Source organism: Rhizobium sp. CBN3, assembly GCF_030518245.1.
Taxonomy (GTDB): domain Bacteria; phylum Pseudomonadota; class Alphaproteobacteria; order Rhizobiales; family Rhizobiaceae; genus Rhizobium; species Rhizobium aethiopicum_A.
In genome coordinates this window covers 46,964-63,392 of sequence record NZ_JAULSE010000026.1, presented here as the reverse complement: position 1 = coordinate 63,392, position 16,429 = coordinate 46,964, and the positions used below count along the sequence as shown (strand labels likewise).

The window sequence follows — 16,429 nt, the reverse complement described above, 5'->3', positions numbered from 1 at the left end:
CGCCGGATGAAAATTCAGTGGCAGGTCACTTCTTCCATCCCTTGGTGTCCACCTATTTTGGTGGACACCTCATGCCAAAGCTCACTCAATTGCAGAAGGTGCGGGGAAAATCGCGCTTACGATCGTTCAGAAAACATTGCCTGTTTTTGGAGGCGCAGGCGGTGTTTCGCCATGCCATTAACCAAGTACCGGTTTTGAGGCATTCTCTCACTCAACTCACCCAGCTTCACCGCCAAAACTGCATACGTTGGAACTCGACCACTGCCCAATGTGGTCATTGATTTGCGGCCCATTCAGAGCGCCAAGACAGCGCCCTTTTGCGTGACAGTTAAACTCAAACGGATGTCGGTGGCCGAGAACCCAGCCATCACTGCAAATTCCCCCGCCTCTATCCGCCAACGCCGCTCGGTCGTGTCGAAGAAGGCAAATGTTCGGGCGTCAAGTATGAAACGCAACCTTCGTTTCTCACCGGGTTCCAGGGCAATTTTCGAGAAGGCTTTCAGCTCTTTAACCGGTCTGGGTATAGATGCTTCAACATCGCCGACATAGATTTGCACCACTGCCGAACCTGGCCGCTCGCTGATGTTGGTCAATTCCAGTGTCACTGTCACCGCGCCGGCAGCGTCTGGTAGCCCTACCGTCAGGTCCGACATCGCAAAGCTTGAATAACCGAGACCATGACCGAACGGGAACAGCGGCTTAATGCCGTGGCGGTCGTAGTGCCGATAACCGACGAACACACCTTCGTCATATCGCACATGGCCGTCCTTACCTGGATAGACCGCGTCATCCTCAGTATGTGTGGGGTTGTCAGCCCAGCGCACGGGGAAGGTCTGTGCCAGTCGGCCCGAGGGCTCGGCCTTGCCGAGGAGCACATCGGCGATCGCGTTGCCAGCCTCCTGTCCGGGATACCAGCATTGCAGTACTGCACGAGCACCGGAAAGCCAGGGCATTTCCACCGGTCCACCGGTTTGTAGTACGACGATCGTGTTCGGATTGGCCGCAATTACCGCCTCAACAAGCTGGTTCTGCAGACCGGGAAGTGCAATACCGCGAAGATCGGAGCCCTCGGTATCCCAGTCGCCCGTTCTGCCCACGAAGACTACCGCATGATCAGCCTTTGCCGCGACGGCTGCTGCCTCGGCAATCTCCGCTTCGGCCGAAAATCTGCCTATTCCTACCCGAATTGCGGCGATATAGAGGTTGACGTGGTCGTGCCGGGCGTACTCGGCGACGACCTCGTATGTACGGCCGGCTTCGAGCGTGATTTCACCCACGACCTCTTCGCAGCCTTCTTCAAAGAATGTGGTACCACGTATCCAGGAAGCCCAAGCGTCCACCACAAGTCTGCCGTCCACATAGACCCGGCCAAGCCCGGCCGAGGTTAGTCCGACGCGATAGACGCCGGCTTCCGAGGCTGTGAAGATGGTGCGCATTCTAGCCGAAAAGCGAAGGGGATCGACAAAGCCCTCGGCCACGGGGGGCAACCATACACCAAGGCTCGACGGTTCCTCGACGACCTTCACCGGTTCGCCAGCTAGCTCCCTTCCTTGGAAAAACTCGAAGGTTGTGGGGTTTTCGATTAGCGGCTGAAACCGATAATTGTTGCAGCCCTGAGCGTAGCACAGATTCTCCTCACCCAGCGCGTCCACCAGCCCCTGCCACGGACTGATGACATAGTGAGGGTTCAACTGCGCCGAGCCGCCTCCCATCACCTGCGCGACCTTGGCATTGGGTCCAATGATGGCGACCATACCTTGCTGAGCCAATGGCAGGATCCCGTCATTCTGTAGCAGAACTGCGCTTTCCGCTCCCGCGCGCCTGATCAATGCCCTATGTTTCGGTTGATCAATGGCGTACTCCTTAAACTCGCGATGATCGTTGATAGCGCCGGTGCGTTCCATCAAAGTCAGGATATTGCGCACACAGGCGCGGATCGTCTCGACACTAACCTCGCCGCCTTCGACCGCAGCCAGTAGCTTGGAGCCGCGATCGCGAGTCGGGCCCGGCATCTCCAGATCCAGCCCGGCATTCACGGTGGGTGCGGTCGAACGCGAGCCGAACCAGTCCGACATCACCACGCCGTTAAAACCCCAGTCACCGCGCAGAACCTCGTTCAACAGCCAATGGCTTTCCGCCGTGTAAGTACCGTTTAGCTTGTTATACGAAGACATCACGGCCCAGACCTTTGCCCGCTTCACCGCCGTCTCAAAGGGTATCAGGTAGACTTCGCGCAGCGTGCGTTCATCGATATCTGAAGAGATGGTTGTACGTTCAATCTCGGACTCGTTGCCGACGAAATGTTTTATCGTGGCACCGACTTTCGTGGACTGCAGACCTTCGATATAGCCGACTGCAAGTTCCGCCGTCAGGATCGGATCCTCAGAGAAGCACTCAAAGTTGCGGCCGTTTGTGACGCTACGCTGGATGTTAACGGTGGGGGCTAACGAGACGTGGGCACCTTTTGAAAGAACCTCGTCACCTAGGGCACTGCCGATTTCCTTGGCTAGATCCGGGTTCCAACTCGCTCCGATGGCGATGCCCACCGGGAAAGCCGCTGCAGTCACACCTCCGACAAAAGACCCCGCCCCGCGGGCGCCGTTGGGGCCGTCGGTCAAGCGCAATCTCCCTATCCCTAGGCGGTCGATGGGCGGTAAAGACCAGAACGTATCGCCGGAAAGTAGCGAGACCTGCTCCGCCAAGGTCATATTATCGAGCAATGCTTTCTTATCAATCATCTTCTCTGCTTCTTGAATCTCAATACTTACCTGTCCCAGATCAACATCTCAAGATGCATATCGGGGAAGCTGGTGATCTCGGCGCCATGGAGCCGTCCATCCATAAAAAGGACGCCCGTTTGTTCATCAAGGCGTCGCGTCCCGCCGTCGCGAGGACGACGACATGTTCGAAGCCTTCACATAGCCGAGATGCGGTCACCGCTTTCCATTGAAAACAAGGAACATCGCGGCAATCGATTTCAGCAGTGAAAGTTGTGCCGGCTGCGGCAGCGCCGGTTCTGTTACGGAGTTATTCCTCCGCAAGTTTGTGAGACAGTTCGAACATTAGCAAGCTTTATCAGACAATCTGTTGACAGACAACCTCGGTCGCGCAGCTTTCGTGTCGTCATTGATGATTCGATGCTTCCCTCGGAGGCGGATCCCGATTGATGAAGTTTCTTCACCGCCTATGGACAAGGATCGACCACAATGGACAGGCTGTTGTCCCGTTTCCGGCTACAGAGTAATCATTTTCGTACTGTCTTTCATAATCAGCATTTGCGCGGTGGGGTTTTCGGGGCACTACGCCGCGGGTCTCCTACAAGGCCGCCTGGAAACCTCGAGCGAGGTGATGCAGGTGCTCTCGGGTTTCCGTGACGTCTCCGCCTCGTCCGTCTGCATCGCCCTCACGCCGTGCTTGAATCCTCCCTACATATGCAGGCATTCCCGGTTGATATCGATCCAGATTGTCTGAGAGCTACCAGTATTCGTTGATCCTGCCGTTATAGCTTTGCCTGCTCGTCTGCACAAATTTAGATATCGAGAGATCAAAAACGGGCGCCTGGAGGAGAGCCGTGGCAGTACCGCATTCGTACCGGCTGGTCGTGTCAGACAGCCGAAGACTTGCGGATTCTCTACCATCATGGATGGCCTCGGCTCAGAGAGGGATCGGAGGCTGTCACGTATTTTTTTCCGCTTTCGGCATGTTAAAGGATGCCAGGCGATCTTGCTGCCAATTATTTTTCTGGCTGCGAGCGACCGCTTTCTGCCGGCACTCAAATTCCCCTGGTGAAGCAGGGCTATCGCATATGAGCGATGATAGAGATGAGGAACTGATCGTCCCACCCTGCCTTCTTGATCTTTCGACGAATGGAGGCCTTATCTGGATGGGCCCGGATGAGGTTGAGGGCAATCTTTCGTAACAGAGCAATGTTTGCCGGTCCGTGATCCTTACGGTTTCTGGCGGCATCCTCGCGGAACTGGACGTCGAGCACCCAGTGCAGTTTGTTTTCGATCTGCCAATGAGTTCTGGTTACCTCGATCAGGGCGGCAGCCGACATGACGGTGGAGAGCAGGAAGTAGCGGACATGGCTGGTCAGACGGCCATCGGCATGACGGCTTGTGGCCTCGACGGAGCCGATGGCCTGCAGGCCGGGGAAGTCGATGTCATTGACGGCGACGATGCAGGCACGGCGTCTTTCGCAGCGGTCATGGTCATTCTCGGCGGCGGTCTGGACGCCGAGTGGCTCGACGTCGTCCAGACGAGCAATCGTCTGTGCCAGGAGGCCGGGCTGATTGGCCTTCAACGCCAGGGCATAGTCGCCGCCGGCGGAAAGGATGGCATGAGCGGTATCGGCGCGGCAATGCAGGGCATCGGCGGTGACGATGGCACCTTCCAGCGACAAAAGCGCAAGCGCATCGAGCGCCCCTTGGACCTCGTTGCGGCCCGGCGCGGTCTGTTGGCCGATGACCAGGCCGCAACCGGCAGCCCAGACCTTGACGAGGGGCAGCGGCGTCGCCTCGTACCGCCTTGCCGTCGACCGCCACCACGCCTTCCATGCCCTTTGCAAAGGCTTCGGTAAAGCGGCTTCGAAGGCAACCTGATTGAGGCAGCGGAAAACGGTGGAGAAGGTGCCATGGCCGGCGATGCCATAGGGCAGCGGCACGATCGTCTTGAGCCACTTCTTTTTGGAAACGCCGAATCGGCCATGTCGGCGCAGCTTTCGGCGCCGCAAACGATCGCGGCAATGGCAATGAACAGGATCGACATCAGCGGATGACGTGTGTTGCGCCCCGAGGGTCGGGCAGATCTTTAAAACAGGTGGCAAATCGATTCATCCGTACCTCCAAATTATCGGAGAGTTCTTGAGTCGATTTGCCTCAGCAAAACAACTCCTTACCATCCATATGCGATTCTCCTGCCTGGTGAAGCTGTCTCGTCTGGCCGTCACTTCAATCGCCCGCAACCGGCGCCTTAAGGTAGTCGAGAAACGTCCGGAGAGCGGACGGCACCTGTCGATGCGAAACGTAGTATGCATGAAAACCCGGCCCGGTAGAGGTCCAGTCCGGCAGCACGACTTCGAGTGAACCGGCCGCAAGTTTGTCCTCGACCCGGGCCTGCAGGCAATAAAAGAGACCGCCTCCCTCCTCCGCCATGCGGATAGATAGTTCCGAATCTCCGAGCGTGAGAAGTCCCGGAACGTCGAGAGAAACCATGCGATCGCCGTCGCCAAGTTCCCATTTGCAGAGGTGATCCGTACCGGTTCGGATCCGGATGCACTCGTGCGTCAAGAGATCTTCCGGCCGCGCGGGCCGCCCTCGTTCGTTGAGATAGGCCGGAGAACCGACTACGATCCATTCGAGTTCGGATGTCAGACGCGACGCGATCATCCCCTCGGGAACCGTTCCCCCATAACGGATGCCCGCGTCAAAACCTTCGGCGACCATATCGATGAAGCGATCCTCGACGCTGACTTCGACCTCGACATCTGGGTAGCTCTTGCGAAAACTGTGCAGTCGAGGAGCGATCAGCAGCTCGGCGGCGTCACGCAGGGTGGTCACTCTCACTCTGCCCGTAGGCCCGCTCCTGAAACTGTCTAGGAGATCCATCGCAGCTTGAATGCCGAGGAAACGGGGCTCCAGTTCGGCAAGCAGCACTTCGCCGGCGGCGGTGAGACTGATGCTCCTGCTTGTCCGATGAAACAGACGGACGCCCAGACGGGCCTCCAAACCCCTGATCGAGTGGCTGAGGGCAGACCCGGAAACGCCGCGAAGCGCGGCGGCCTTTCGGAACCCCCCCGCACGCGCGATCGCGACGAAAGTTTCAAGGTCGGCCAGATCGGCCCGCGTTGATACCATGAGTTATGGATACTCGCACTTGTACTGAAAAAGATCGCCCTTGCCGGCGCCGACCTTGCTTCAGGCCGGCCGGCACCTTCAATCCTTATTTAACTGGCCCTGTATTTGGTATGTGATGGCCGAGGAAGCAGTCAAAAATTTGACCTAGTGATCCATGTTGGATCCTGCGAAGGACGGCGGAGATGGCCCGGTCGCTGAAAAACGAAAACGTCCGGGATTAGATCGTCATGCAATGAAGATCTTCGTGTCCACAGCCACGAGAGACGGCACCGGTTGGTTCCGCGAGGCGGTCTAACAGTCCCGGAGGTTCTAGTTCTGAGCTCTCGAAAACGCGGGCTACCAGTCCTGCCGGGTTGGATGGACGAAATGTCGTTGATCGTGATCTCCGGGGGCTGGTCTAGTGCATAGACCACGGCTTCAGCCACCGACGACGGCGGAATACCCTGCTTGTTGAGCTCTCCGGCGATCTTTCTGCCCGTCTCGTCATGAACCTTGTCGGCCCAGCCGGTATCGATCACGCCAGGGCTGATCATAGACACTTGGATCCCGCTACCCACGCCCACCTCCTTCCTGAGGCTTTCGGTAATACCGCGTATGAAGAACTTCGTGGCTCCGTAAACCCCTGCCGCCTCGCCGACATGAACGCCGGCGATAGAGCTCATATTCAGGATGCGGCCGGACCGGCGCTCCAACATCGACGGCAGCACCGCGGCGATCGCATGCAGATAGCCACGCAGGTTGGTATCGATCATCTTGTTCCAATCGCCGACGGCGGCATCCTTCCAATAGGAAAAGAGCATGAGGCCGGCATTGTTGACCAATATATCGACCGGGCCGTACGTCGTTGTGGCGAACGCGACGAGGGCCTTGGTACTCTCAAAATCCGTGGCATCAGCAACCTTGTAGCTGGCAATACCTCCCGAACCGGTGATGTCTTCGACGATCTGACTGAGGCGTTCCTCATTGCGGCCGGCAAGGACGACGCGCGCACCTTTTTCCGCCAATCCTCTGGCGGTCGCCGCTCCAATGCCCGAGGAAGCCCCTGTGACGATGGCGACCTTGTTTTTCAGATGTGACATGACGTGCTCCTTCACTGCGGTTGGGTCAATTCGGCTTGCCGCGCGGCTTTGACGGGCTCGGGGGTCGTCCGGTTTTCCAACACCTGCCGCTTGGTTTTCTGATCTCCGCCGACGATATGGTCGATGCCGTTCATGAGGGCCTCGAAGCCCTGCTTGGCGACGAGCGTCTTGTCGTTTTTTTGTTGGCCACCGAGCTTCGTACCGCCCATTCCAGCGTTCGCGTGGAAGTCGCTGTTGGTGGCGCCCGGAAGGAGTGCCGTCACCGTGACCCCGGTCGAGCGCAACTCCTCGCGCAGAGATTCCGCGACCATGTAACCGAATGCCTTCGACGGGCCGTAAACGGTTTCGTATGGCGTGGGCAGGGTCGCCGAAACCGAGGAGGTGATGAGAATCCTGCCGCGGCCGTTCTTGACCATATGTTGGACGACGCGTTTGGCCATATGGACGGTCCCGGTTACATTGATCGCAAGCAGGCGAAGCTCATCCTCGAGATCGTTATCGACAAAGGCGCCGCCAATACCGATACCGACGTTCAGAGCCGCGGCTTCCAAGGGGCGCCCCAGCCCCTGCGTAAAGGTCCAGAACCTCTCGACGCCATCGTACGTCGAGGCATCCGCTTTGAACGGATATGCTTCGGCATCAAGGCTTCGTAGCGCATCGGCGGCCTCGTTCACCTTGTCGCTTGAGCCTGAAATGGCGACATCGAATCCATTCTTGGCGAATTGTTTGGCAAGCTCGAAGCCTATTCCAGATGAGCCGCCCGTGATCATTGCGAGTGGTTTATTCCCTGTCATGATTTCACTCCTTTGGTTTGGTCAGCACCACGATCGTCTCGAGGCGCTGGTGACCAAATGCCCGTGGAGCCGATTGGTTACATGAGCAAAATTGATCGGGGCGGCGAGTGAAAATCATCCACCGATCTGGCAGGGACCAGGAGTGCGTTACCTTTTTGGTCCCGTCCGCGGTCGAACTGGCCAGGCATTCCCTACGTCACGAAGGCCCTTGAGTGAACACGGCTCATCGGTGCGTGCGATCCCGCTCACTTCAAGTAGCCGTCGCGCTACCCTATTCTTATAGTGCGATCGAACGGTCGTTCGCAGCCCGCGGATATGATCCGACGACCCAAGCGCCCGAGTAGCGTTGATGGACTTCTCTGCGCTGGTGCCATCGGCCGGCACGCTTCTCGGAGAAAAATTCCACGGCGACGGCTTGTCCGGCACACCTTCCAGCGGTGACGGTCCAATGACGGGAAAGACAAAAAATGAGCGAGAGAATGAACAGCGTCGTTGCTCCTGGCCGCGTTGCGGTCATCACGGGAGCTGCGAAGGGCATCGGCTTGGCAATCGCGAGGGCTCTCGCGGCCCGCGGCATGAAGCTCGCGCTGCTGGATCTCGACGCCGACGCACTTGAGGATGTTACTTCGACACTCGACACGGACATCCTGATCGTGAGCGGCGACGTATCAGATTTGTCGGCACTGACCAGGTTGCGGGACGAAACGATTTCGCGGTTTGGCGACGTGGCCGTCCTAGTAAACAACGCGGGCATAACGCAAGGAGCCGGCCCTTGGGACAATCCTGCAAAGTGGCGACGCCAGATCGATGTAAACTTCGGAGGTGTTCTGGCCGCGCAACACGTCTTCGTGCCCTACATGATCGAAGCCGGTCGCCAGTCGGCCGTTGTCAACCTCGGCTCCAAGGAAGGTATTACGACTCCTCCAGGTAACGCCGCATATTCGGTGGCAAAGGCAGCTGTCAAAGTCCTGACCGAACAGCTGTCGCACGAGCTTCTGAAGGAGACGGGAGGTCGTGTTTCGGCTCATCTCCTCGTCCCTGGCTACACGTGGACACCCATGAACATCGCACTCAAGCCGCAGGGCATTGCGAAACCCGATGAGGCATGGACCGCAGAGCAACTGGTGGAATACTTCCTGGTCCGTCTGCTCGACGAGAATTTTTACATCATCTGTCCGGATAACGCGGTTACGTCTGCGATAGATGCCAGACGGATCCGCTGGGCGGCCGATGACATGATTCTGAACCGACCCGCGCTTTCACGTTGGCACCCCGACTGGATGGATAAATTCGCAGCCTGGTTGAAGGCAGGCCACTGACGGTGGAATGTTTGTAGAGGAGAGTAATCCAATGCCCAGACCCTATGTAATCTGTCACATGATGTCGCCGCTGGATGGCCGATTGATCGTCAATGATTGGGCCGAGGCAACCGGCCATTCGGTCGATGAGCTCGTGAAGATCTATGACGGCCTGCATGAGAAGATCGGTGCCGACGCCTGGCTTTCGGGAAGAGCGACGGGAGAAGAGTTCGCGGACGCCGTCGACCGCCCCTATCAAGCAACCGGCACAGCCGCGCGACCGATCCATATCGCCAACCCGGACGCCGGCGAGTTCGCTGTCATCGTGGATAAGGACGGTCGGCTACGCTGGGACAAGAGCGACATTGAGGGAGCTCACCTTGTGGTCCTGACAGGATCTGACGTGGATGATGCTTACCTGGCGGGCCTCACCCAGGCTGGCGTTTCCTATATCGTCTCGGAGAAAGATGGCGTCGATCTGAAAAACGCGCTTGACCTTCTTGGAACCGAGTTCGGTGTGAAGCGCTTGATGCTGGAAGGCGGGGCGCAAACCAATGGCCATTTCTTGAAGGCGGGTCTTGTTGACGAGGTCAGCCTGGTCATCTTCCCTGCGATCGGAGGCAAGTCGAATACACCGGCCATATTCGAGGGCGGCGAGGATGGGCTTGCCGGCAGGGCGAGGCTCACGTTTATCAGCGCCGAAGCCGCTGGCCTCGGCTCCGTGCATCTGAGATATCGCGTTGGACGTCCATAAGAGACGTCCGTAGGAGAAGATTGTGGAAGGGCTCCCTCCTGCCGTCGTCGAAATGATCGTCGAGGAGCAGGGCGCGATACTCCTGAGCAAGCAACCTTGTTTCGAGATCATCGCGCAGCGCAGAGAGCCGGAAGAACTGGCGTAGTCTGCCCGTGGTGTCTCTCCGATTAGGCGGTGTGATGAACGGTATGTGACGCCGACATTAATGCCCGCGGCGGTGACCGCGATATGAGCGTCAAGGCGTTGCTCGAGTGCAGCTCGACAAACAAACAAGGTGAGACGCGTATTGCCGCACGTAACGATGCTCCCCACAAAAATGTCGGGCCTACTACACCTGCTGTCAGGTTTGTCAGGTGCGCGCCATGGTGCTGTTCCGCCCGACTTCCTACCGCGCTCTCGTGGAAGTCCTTGAAGCATAGGCACAAGATTCCTTCTGAGGCTCGATCCGGCCAGAGTGGCATGAGTCTTGAAACTTTCTCGTCGCGCGGCGGCAGCTGTCTTCTCCCGAGAAAGCGCGCGAGTCAAAGTCGAATTGCAGGTGAACGCATGGTGACGCAGTAGAACTTTGTGGATGCGGTTCGACCCGGGGAGAACAAAACTCCGGGCAGAGGTTTGGGAGGGTTGTTTGTCTGTGTCTGACAAAATTGCGATCTTCGGTATGGCGAGCGTTTTTTCGGTCACCCATGCGCTATTCGCAGTCGCTCAAGAGGCCAGGGCCGTGACTAACCCCCTGGCCTATATGCTGCAACCTATCACAAAATCCCAGGGGATGCTGAAAACCTTCGAACAAAGCCGGGAGACATTTCCGGGCGAGGTTCTGCTCGATATGAACGCTACCTATCTCGACCGACAGATCTACAATCCGGCCACGGCGCGCTACGACCACGTTAAACTGCGCGGCTATCAAGACGCCCGCCAGACCGGCTTATCCGGTGCCGACACGCCATTGGTTGGACCGACCATCGATCTACGGCCCGGTCAGACGGTGCGGGTAACGCTTCACAACCTGTTCCCTCAGGATTCCACCTGCGGCATCGGCGGTGGCAGTGCCAATACCCCCCATTGCTTCAACGGTACCAACCTGCATTCGCACGGTCTCTGGGTAAATCCGTCTGGCAATGGCGATAATGTGCTGATCTCAATCCGTCCCGGCGTTTCGTTCCAATATGAATACAACATCGCCGTTGAGCATCCCGCCGGCACCTTCTGGTATCACCCACACCTACACGGATCAACCGCATTGCAGGTGTCGAGTGGCATGTCCGGGGCGTTGATCATCCGTGGCGATCGCATGCCGACACCGACCGAGACTGGCGATATCGACCGCCTATTGAAGCAGCCGGGCGGCTCCGATATCGCCGAACGGGTTTTGGTGCTACAGCAGATTCAATATGCTTGCACCGATAACAATGGCGACATCACTTATGATTGCCAGCCAGGACAGGTGGGCGGCATCGAAAGCTACGATCAGTTCGGACCTGGCAGTTGGCCGGCTTCGGGCCGCTTCACCAGCGTCAACGGCCAGGTGCTTGGTCAGTTGGCATTAGCGGAGGCTGGCTCGGTCGAGCGGTGGCGGATGATACACGCCGGGGTTCGCGACACCATCAATTTCGAAATCCGGCGCAAGACCGGGACGACCGCGTTCCGCACGCTTGCGGCAGCGGACACCGACAGATGGATCGATCAGAATTGCGGCAAGGATACTATTCCGTATGGGGTGGTGGCCCAGGACGGGCTGACAATGGCGCAGGTGCAGATGCGGCAGCAAGCGATCCTGCAACCGGGCTACCGCGTTGACGCGCTGGTGGTGTTGCCAGGAGCGGGTGACTACTGCATCATCGATGGCGCCGCACCGGCAGCGGCCAGCGTCAACCAGGAGGCTCCAAGCCGACGGCTTCTCGGCATAGTCACTGCAGTAGGCGGCCATGCCGTCAATGGCGAGATCGGCACCTATCTGCAGGATTGGCTGATTTCGGCGGCTGAGCGCACGATGTCACAGAATGTCGCCGGCAAGGTTATCGATGACCTCAAGAACGAGATGTCGCTCTCAAGCTTTATTCCCCATCCGGACATCGACGCGGGCGAGGTCACCGGCGAGCAGCAACTGGTGTTTAACATCGATGTGAAACAGCCGGGTGCCACCTTCTTCGAGGTTGACGGCAAACCTTATGATCCCAACCGCATCGACCGGACGTTGCCGCTGAGCGGAGTCGACGAATGGACGCTCCGCTCGGATTTCGTCAGCCACCCATTCCATATCCATGTCAATCCGTTTCAGATCATCAAAATTGTCGATGCGGCCGGCAACGATGTCAGCGCGCTTGGCGCCGATGACGACGGCGATCCGCAATATCCAGGCTTGAAAAATGTCTGGAAGGACACGCTGTGGATCAAGAATCCCGGCACCGATCCGTCGGCGCGCTACACGATCACCGTGCGGACGCACTACCAGCGCTATATCGGCGAGTTCGTTCTGCATTGCCACATCCTCGATCATGAGGACCAGGGCATGATGCAGAACATCAGGATCACCCTGCCGGACGGCCAGGGTGGCACCGTTTCCGGCCATCATTAGGGCGTCGATCGCCATTGGGAGGAACTATGAGCTTCACTGGCACTTGGAGTTATCGCAGCCTGATCAACAATCCCGATTTATCGGTTGATTTCAATGCACTGGAATTTGGCCAGGGAACGCTGGTGCTGACCGAGTTGGCTCGGCGCAAGGTCGGCGGAACCATTGGTGGGCCCGGGTGGTCGCTGGAATTGACCGGTACGGTGCGTCCGGGAGACCCTGTCGAGCTGCAATTCACTGGAAAGGGCGATGTGGCCGGCGAGACCTGGATCTACAGCTATCGCGGCTACATCGTGCCGAACTGGCCGAATGGCGTCGATCAAAGGGACGCCATTGTCGGTAGCATCGTCCGCGACGTCCCGCATTCGCATGGGGTCGCCGCAGCCGGCTACGTTGCCTCCTGGTATGCCGTGCGACAGTGATGCTCCAGCATTTGCCGCAGCTCGAAGACATTCGGATCAACATTCACCGGCCAGGGTCTGGGTCGACGGACCGATGCCTCACATTTGAACCGCGTGCTCTGGCGGTTCAGCGGGATGTGCTGCCCGAACTTGTCGAACACGATCGTCGCCAGCAACTGAGGGCCGATGAAGCCGCGCGGGCGTCGCATGGAACGGTGCGGGAGCCTGACTGATCGCCTCGCAATCGCGGCAGGTAAATTTCTCGCGCACCGTCTCGATCACCTTGAATCGGCGCGGGATATCCTCCAGCGTTTCCGTCACGTCCTCGCCCAGCTTCGACAGCCGCGAGCCGCCACAGCAGGCACATGCCGTCGGCGCTTCGATGACGATGCGTGCGCGCTCGACGTCTTTGGGCCACGCCTTGCGCACTGGACGCTTGCGGGCGAAGGCGCGCACGGACTGCGTTCTGGCCGCGGCCTCTTGGACGCTCAGTTCGTCCTCGGCGGCCTACGCCACGAGCTCTTCGAGCTGCAAATTCCAACTGATCGATCAGCCGCTGCGTGCGCTCGCGGCGCGGCCCGTGCTTCTCGCGCTCCAGCTTGCCGATCAGCAACTGCAAATGCACGTTGAGCGCCTCAATGTTCGACAGCCGCGCCTTCGCGTTGGCCGCTTCCGCCTCAGCTTGCAGCCGCGCAGCAGGTTCGGCCAGCAGCGCCGGATGAGCGCTGGCAAGGTCCGATGGCAGGGTAAGCGGCGGCAATGTCATAACGACATTGAATCAGATTTCTCAACAATCTCAATGTAAAAATTCAGTCAAACCCGGCTGGGGCGCCAGGTTTCCTGCCGTGCGCGCCAGTCAATTCCCTCCAGCGACAACGGATGTTGATGCCCCTCCTGGTGAGGCTGAATGATTCTCAGATCGAGTTGATGAATGGTACGGTTGCGAAGGTCGCGAACCGCGTTGACGACCGCCGGGGAATTTTGGAACAAATATGCTCCGGTTGATTGCTGGTCGATGAGCAGGCGCTTCCGCCTGATTTGAACGTAAATCCAATTGACGGGAATATCGAGCCTGGCGGCAAGTTGTACGGCGCTGAGCAAACTAGGTTCGTGTGTCCATCTGTTGCGCTGTGCCTTTACCTAGATGCCCGCTGCAAGGCGGAGGCGTTGCACAGTGATTGGCAAAACCTTCTCCTCACAATTGGGCGAATGGTGTCCTTTGCGCGTCAGTATTTCAGGCTTCGACATATCCCTGTGTCGCAGACACGGGTATCAGCAAGGTCGATCCACCACGATGTTCAACCTCATACGACGGCGCGAAGTTGCCGCCTCTACGTCCCACCTCACGGATCACATTAAAGGAGCGTCCAAATAACGGATGGCTCGGATCCAGCACCTCGATCTTGTCCGGTGATGATTCGTCAGACTCACAAGCAGGGATATTTCTGTAGACCTTCGAGCAGATAACCGAGCTGCGCCGGTGTGATCACCACCGTGCCGTCAGCGGCTGACGGCCAGATGAAGCGGCCGCGCTCCAGCTTCTTCGTGAACAGACAAGCGCCCTGGCCGTCACGCTAGATAAACCTTCCTCGCTCCAATTTTTTCGTGAACAGGCAGGCCCCCTGGCCATCGTGCCAAACGACCTTGATCAGATCGCCGCGTTTGCCCCAAGGCGGCGCATCCTCGGATGCTTACTTTTGTCCGGAAAGCTTGCCGTTTTGGCCGCATTGAACTCATCAAATAAGGATTTGCGCCGCGCGGACGAGCACGCGGCGCTTTTATTCGGCAGGGAAAGCAGCTTCGTCTAAGCCTTTGGCCATATTCGATGAATTCTTGCTCCACAATCTCTGACGGGCCAGCGCCGGCAGGGCAGAGGAGATTAATCCTTCAAGAGGCTTTTGTTCTCAGTCGTCGGCACGTACTGGAAAGTGTCTTGTCCTTGCTCAATGGCCGGACCGGAGCCGCCTTCGTAAGCGAGGTTCCAGCTCGTGACTATCTCAGTGTTGTTGCCGTTGACCTGTGCGTAGCCGGTCCATCCGGTTGCGGAATTGCAGTTCTCCGTCGAATTGTTCCAGCCGACCGAAAATGCGATGAACGTCCCGTTTACCCTTCCTGTTAGCGGATAGGGCGAGTTCTGGCATCCGGTGCCCTGGGCTCTGTTTACATATTGGCCGGAGACGTTTCCGAACGAGTCGACTTGAATGATCATCGTCGAGCCGGACTGGTTCTGCCAACTGCTGGAAGCCGATGCGATGCTTGAAAAATCCTTGAAGTTGCTTGCATCGAAAGCAAGAGCTGAGGTTGCTACAGCAAACACAAGTGCTGCAACTGCATTAGTACGGATCATGGTTTTTCCTCCTGATGTGCGCCGACCGTCGGCGATCGTACCGAAGGTTGCATATAAACTCGTAATAATCAATCAATCCGAGTAGCAATTTCCCGGGTTGAGAAAACCGAAAGACGGGCCGCGCGTTGCGTGGCGCGGCCCGAGAACGAGCATCAGGAGTGAAGACTTACACGATGCAAATTACGAACGGGATAGCGCAACGCTAATATCTTGACCATCATTGGAACGGACAAACTGCATGGCCGCAACCCCGAGAGCTACCTCACGGACGTCCTAACCCAGATCAAAGATTAACCGGTAGATAGGCTTGAAGACCTGTTGCCGTGGAATATGCTTCCGACGGTCTCCACTGCGCAAAAGGCCGCCTGATGGCTCGTTCGATGCATATCTGCACGATCGAAGACGTGGCCACCATGACCGGCGAGAACCTCGAACTGCTCAGAGAGATCGTATCCATCCGAGCAGGGCCGCGGGATTTTGGGCGCCGCGCGTAGTAACTTCGGTTCATGGAGATCGGATCGAACTGCACGGAGATCGGGTGAGAATCGGCGCCGACGGTACGCCATCACATGACCGCGACAGACCCGATCATCCGCCAACACTTGCCGATCGTGCATGAGGCGATGCATCACGTCACCCATATGACCGTGCGCAACCGCGGCACCTTCGGCGGCAGCGTCGCGCATGCGGATCCAGCGACCGAGATGCCGATGATGACACGGTTCCTCGGTGGGACGGTCATCGCCTCCTCTCAGCGCGGCAGACGCGAAATACCTGCAGCCGATTTTTTTGTCGGATCGCTGGTCAACTCGTTGGAACCGGACGAGTTTGTAATTCGCGTCGAGCTCGACGCGATGAGACCGGATGCCGGATGGGGATTTGAGGAGTTTGCAAAACGCCACGGGGACTTCGCACTCGCTTGCTTTGCGACGACGCTGCATTGTGTAGATGGCAGGGCGTCTGACGTTCGCGTTGGCATGATGGGCGTTGGTGAAACCCCGCTGCGGCTTGAAGAGATCGAGGGCATCATCGAGGGGACGGATGTTTCCGAGCCGGTTCTCGATACGGTGGCGGATCGCCTGGCTGGAATCCTCACGCCCAACACGGATATCCATGCCTCTGCAGATTACCGCAGGCATCTCTCAGGCGTCCTTGCCAAACGGGCCCTTCGCGCCGCCTGGAGCCGCGCGAACCACGAAAGGCTTCAAGCAAGATGAGTGAGAAGACGATCACCGTCAGCGTCAACGAAGCGTATATGACGCGCACGATCGAAGCACGAACGCTGCTGAGCCACTTCCTGCGCCAGGATCCTTTGCCTGACCGGAACCC

14 protein-coding genes and 5 pseudogenes are annotated in these 16,429 nt (G+C 58.1%); 9 read left to right on the top strand and 10 right to left on the bottom strand.

Going from position 1 to position 16,429, the window contains the following annotated elements:
* Window positions 1-281, top strand: a 281-nt coding sequence (locus QWJ46_RS26920; protein ID WP_207900914.1) for a hypothetical protein, incomplete at its 5' end; no start/stop codon positions are given.
* A gap of 12 nt (window positions 282-293) precedes the next feature.
* Here the strand turns inward: QWJ46_RS26920 and QWJ46_RS26915 are convergent.
* Entirely contained in the window at window positions 294-2,738 is a 2,445-nt protein-coding gene (locus QWJ46_RS26915) for a glycoside hydrolase family 3 protein (protein WP_004674391.1), read from the bottom strand.
* 468 nt (window positions 2,739-3,206) lie between these two features.
* Between QWJ46_RS26915 and QWJ46_RS26910 the strand changes: the two are divergent.
* Window positions 3,207-3,387 (top strand): annotated as a pseudogene (locus QWJ46_RS26910) (hypothetical protein); the annotation flags it as partial.
* Window positions 3,388-3,796: 409 nt separating this feature from the next.
* Here the strand turns inward: QWJ46_RS26910 and QWJ46_RS26905 are convergent.
* From QWJ46_RS26905 to QWJ46_RS26885, 5 genes and pseudogenes are all read right to left on the bottom strand, one after another.
* Complete coding sequence (locus QWJ46_RS26905) at window positions 3,797-4,663, bottom strand: ISAs1 family transposase (protein ID WP_237353332.1); 867 nt, start codon at window positions 4,661-4,663, stop codon at window positions 3,797-3,799.
* Between the two features lie 286 nt (window positions 4,664-4,949).
* Window positions 4,950-5,654, bottom strand: coding sequence for a LysR substrate-binding domain-containing protein (locus tag QWJ46_RS26900; RefSeq protein WP_244414416.1), 705 nt, complete (start codon window positions 5,652-5,654; stop codon window positions 4,950-4,952).
* 12 nt (window positions 5,655-5,666) lie between these two features.
* Window positions 5,667-5,855 (bottom strand): annotated as a pseudogene (locus tag QWJ46_RS26895) (LysR family transcriptional regulator); the annotation flags it as partial.
* A 131-nt stretch (window positions 5,856-5,986) separates the two neighbouring features.
* Entirely contained in the window at window positions 5,987-6,934 is a 948-nt protein-coding gene (locus QWJ46_RS26890; RefSeq protein ID WP_004674385.1) for an SDR family oxidoreductase, read from the bottom strand.
* 11 nt (window positions 6,935-6,945) lie between these two features.
* Window positions 6,946-7,728, bottom strand: coding sequence for an SDR family oxidoreductase (locus tag QWJ46_RS26885; protein ID WP_004674384.1), 783 nt, complete (start codon window positions 7,726-7,728; stop codon window positions 6,946-6,948).
* Window positions 7,729-8,195: 467 nt separating this feature from the next.
* Here QWJ46_RS26885 and QWJ46_RS26880 point away from each other — a divergent pair, with 467 nt between their 5' ends.
* The 5 genes from QWJ46_RS26880 (at window position 8,196) to QWJ46_RS26860 (ending at window position 12,774) form a co-directional block, all read left to right on the top strand.
* Window positions 8,196-9,047 (top strand): SDR family oxidoreductase, encoded by an 852-nt coding sequence (locus QWJ46_RS26880; RefSeq protein WP_004674382.1) that lies wholly within the window; start codon window positions 8,196-8,198, stop codon window positions 9,045-9,047.
* Between the two features lie 31 nt (window positions 9,048-9,078).
* Window positions 9,079-9,780: a RibD family protein gene (locus tag QWJ46_RS26875; protein ID WP_004674381.1), complete on the top strand. Its 702-nt coding sequence runs from the start codon at window positions 9,079-9,081 to the stop codon at window positions 9,778-9,780.
* Window positions 9,781-9,802: 22 nt separating this feature from the next.
* The gene (locus tag QWJ46_RS26870) at window positions 9,803-9,925 is read left to right on the top strand and encodes a hypothetical protein (protein ID WP_009982859.1); all 123 of its coding nucleotides are present in this window, start codon (window positions 9,803-9,805) and stop codon (window positions 9,923-9,925) included.
* Between the two features lie 480 nt (window positions 9,926-10,405).
* Complete coding sequence (locus QWJ46_RS26865; RefSeq protein ID WP_018446454.1) at window positions 10,406-12,355, top strand: multicopper oxidase family protein; 1,950 nt, start codon at window positions 10,406-10,408, stop codon at window positions 12,353-12,355.
* 26 nt (window positions 12,356-12,381) lie between these two features.
* Window positions 12,382-12,774, top strand: a complete 393-nt coding sequence (locus tag QWJ46_RS26860; RefSeq protein WP_004674379.1) for a hypothetical protein — start codon at window positions 12,382-12,384, stop codon at window positions 12,772-12,774.
* A 77-nt stretch (window positions 12,775-12,851) separates the two neighbouring features.
* Here QWJ46_RS26860 and QWJ46_RS26855 read toward each other — a convergent pair.
* From QWJ46_RS26855 to QWJ46_RS26840, 4 genes and pseudogenes are all read right to left on the bottom strand, one after another.
* Window positions 12,852-13,519: pseudogene (locus QWJ46_RS26855) on the bottom strand (IS66 family transposase zinc-finger binding domain-containing protein); the annotation flags it as partial.
* A 47-nt stretch (window positions 13,520-13,566) separates the two neighbouring features.
* The gene (locus QWJ46_RS26850; protein WP_010031604.1) at window positions 13,567-13,854 is read right to left on the bottom strand and encodes a hypothetical protein; all 288 of its coding nucleotides are present in this window, start codon (window positions 13,852-13,854) and stop codon (window positions 13,567-13,569) included.
* A 326-nt stretch (window positions 13,855-14,180) separates the two neighbouring features.
* Window positions 14,181-14,408, bottom strand: a pseudogene (gene tnpB, locus QWJ46_RS26845) (IS66 family insertion sequence element accessory protein TnpB); the annotation flags it as partial.
* 224 nt (window positions 14,409-14,632) lie between these two features.
* Window positions 14,633-15,100, bottom strand: a complete 468-nt coding sequence (locus QWJ46_RS26840) for an avidin/streptavidin family protein (RefSeq protein ID WP_004674376.1) — start codon at window positions 15,098-15,100, stop codon at window positions 14,633-14,635.
* A 183-nt stretch (window positions 15,101-15,283) separates the two neighbouring features.
* Between QWJ46_RS26840 and QWJ46_RS26835 the strand changes: the two are divergent.
* Window positions 15,284-15,391: pseudogene (locus QWJ46_RS26835) on the top strand (transposase domain-containing protein); the annotation flags it as partial.
* 278 nt (window positions 15,392-15,669) lie between these two features.
* A complete protein-coding gene (locus tag QWJ46_RS26830) occupies window positions 15,670-16,317 on the top strand; it encodes a xanthine dehydrogenase family protein subunit M (RefSeq protein WP_004674374.1) in 648 nt (215 codons plus the stop codon).
* The last annotated feature ends 112 nt before the right edge of the window (window positions 16,318-16,429 follow it).

What these genes read in the sequence shown, in the direction of transcription:
- QWJ46_RS26875 (WP_004674381.1), top strand. Translation starts at nt 9,079, where the DNA reads ATGCCCAGACCCTATGTAATCTGTCACATGATGTCGCCGCTGGATGGC.
- QWJ46_RS26890 (WP_004674385.1), bottom strand. Translation starts at nt 6,934, where the DNA reads ATGTCACATCTGAAAAACAAGGTCGCCATCGTCACAGGGGCTTCCTCG.
- QWJ46_RS26880 (WP_004674382.1), top strand. Translation starts at nt 8,196, where the DNA reads ATGAGCGAGAGAATGAACAGCGTCGTTGCTCCTGGCCGCGTTGCGGTC.
- QWJ46_RS26830 (WP_004674374.1), top strand. Translation starts at nt 15,670, where the DNA reads ATGACCGCGACAGACCCGATCATCCGCCAACACTTGCCGATCGTGCAT.
- QWJ46_RS26840 (WP_004674376.1), bottom strand. Translation starts at nt 15,100, where the DNA reads ATGATCCGTACTAATGCAGTTGCAGCACTTGTGTTTGCTGTAGCAACC.
- QWJ46_RS26885 (WP_004674384.1), bottom strand. Translation starts at nt 7,728, where the DNA reads ATGACAGGGAATAAACCACTCGCAATGATCACGGGCGGCTCATCTGGA.
- QWJ46_RS26860 (WP_004674379.1), top strand. Translation starts at nt 12,382, where the DNA reads ATGAGCTTCACTGGCACTTGGAGTTATCGCAGCCTGATCAACAATCCC.
- QWJ46_RS26915 (WP_004674391.1), bottom strand. Translation starts at nt 2,738, where the DNA reads ATGATTGATAAGAAAGCATTGCTCGATAATATGACCTTGGCGGAGCAG.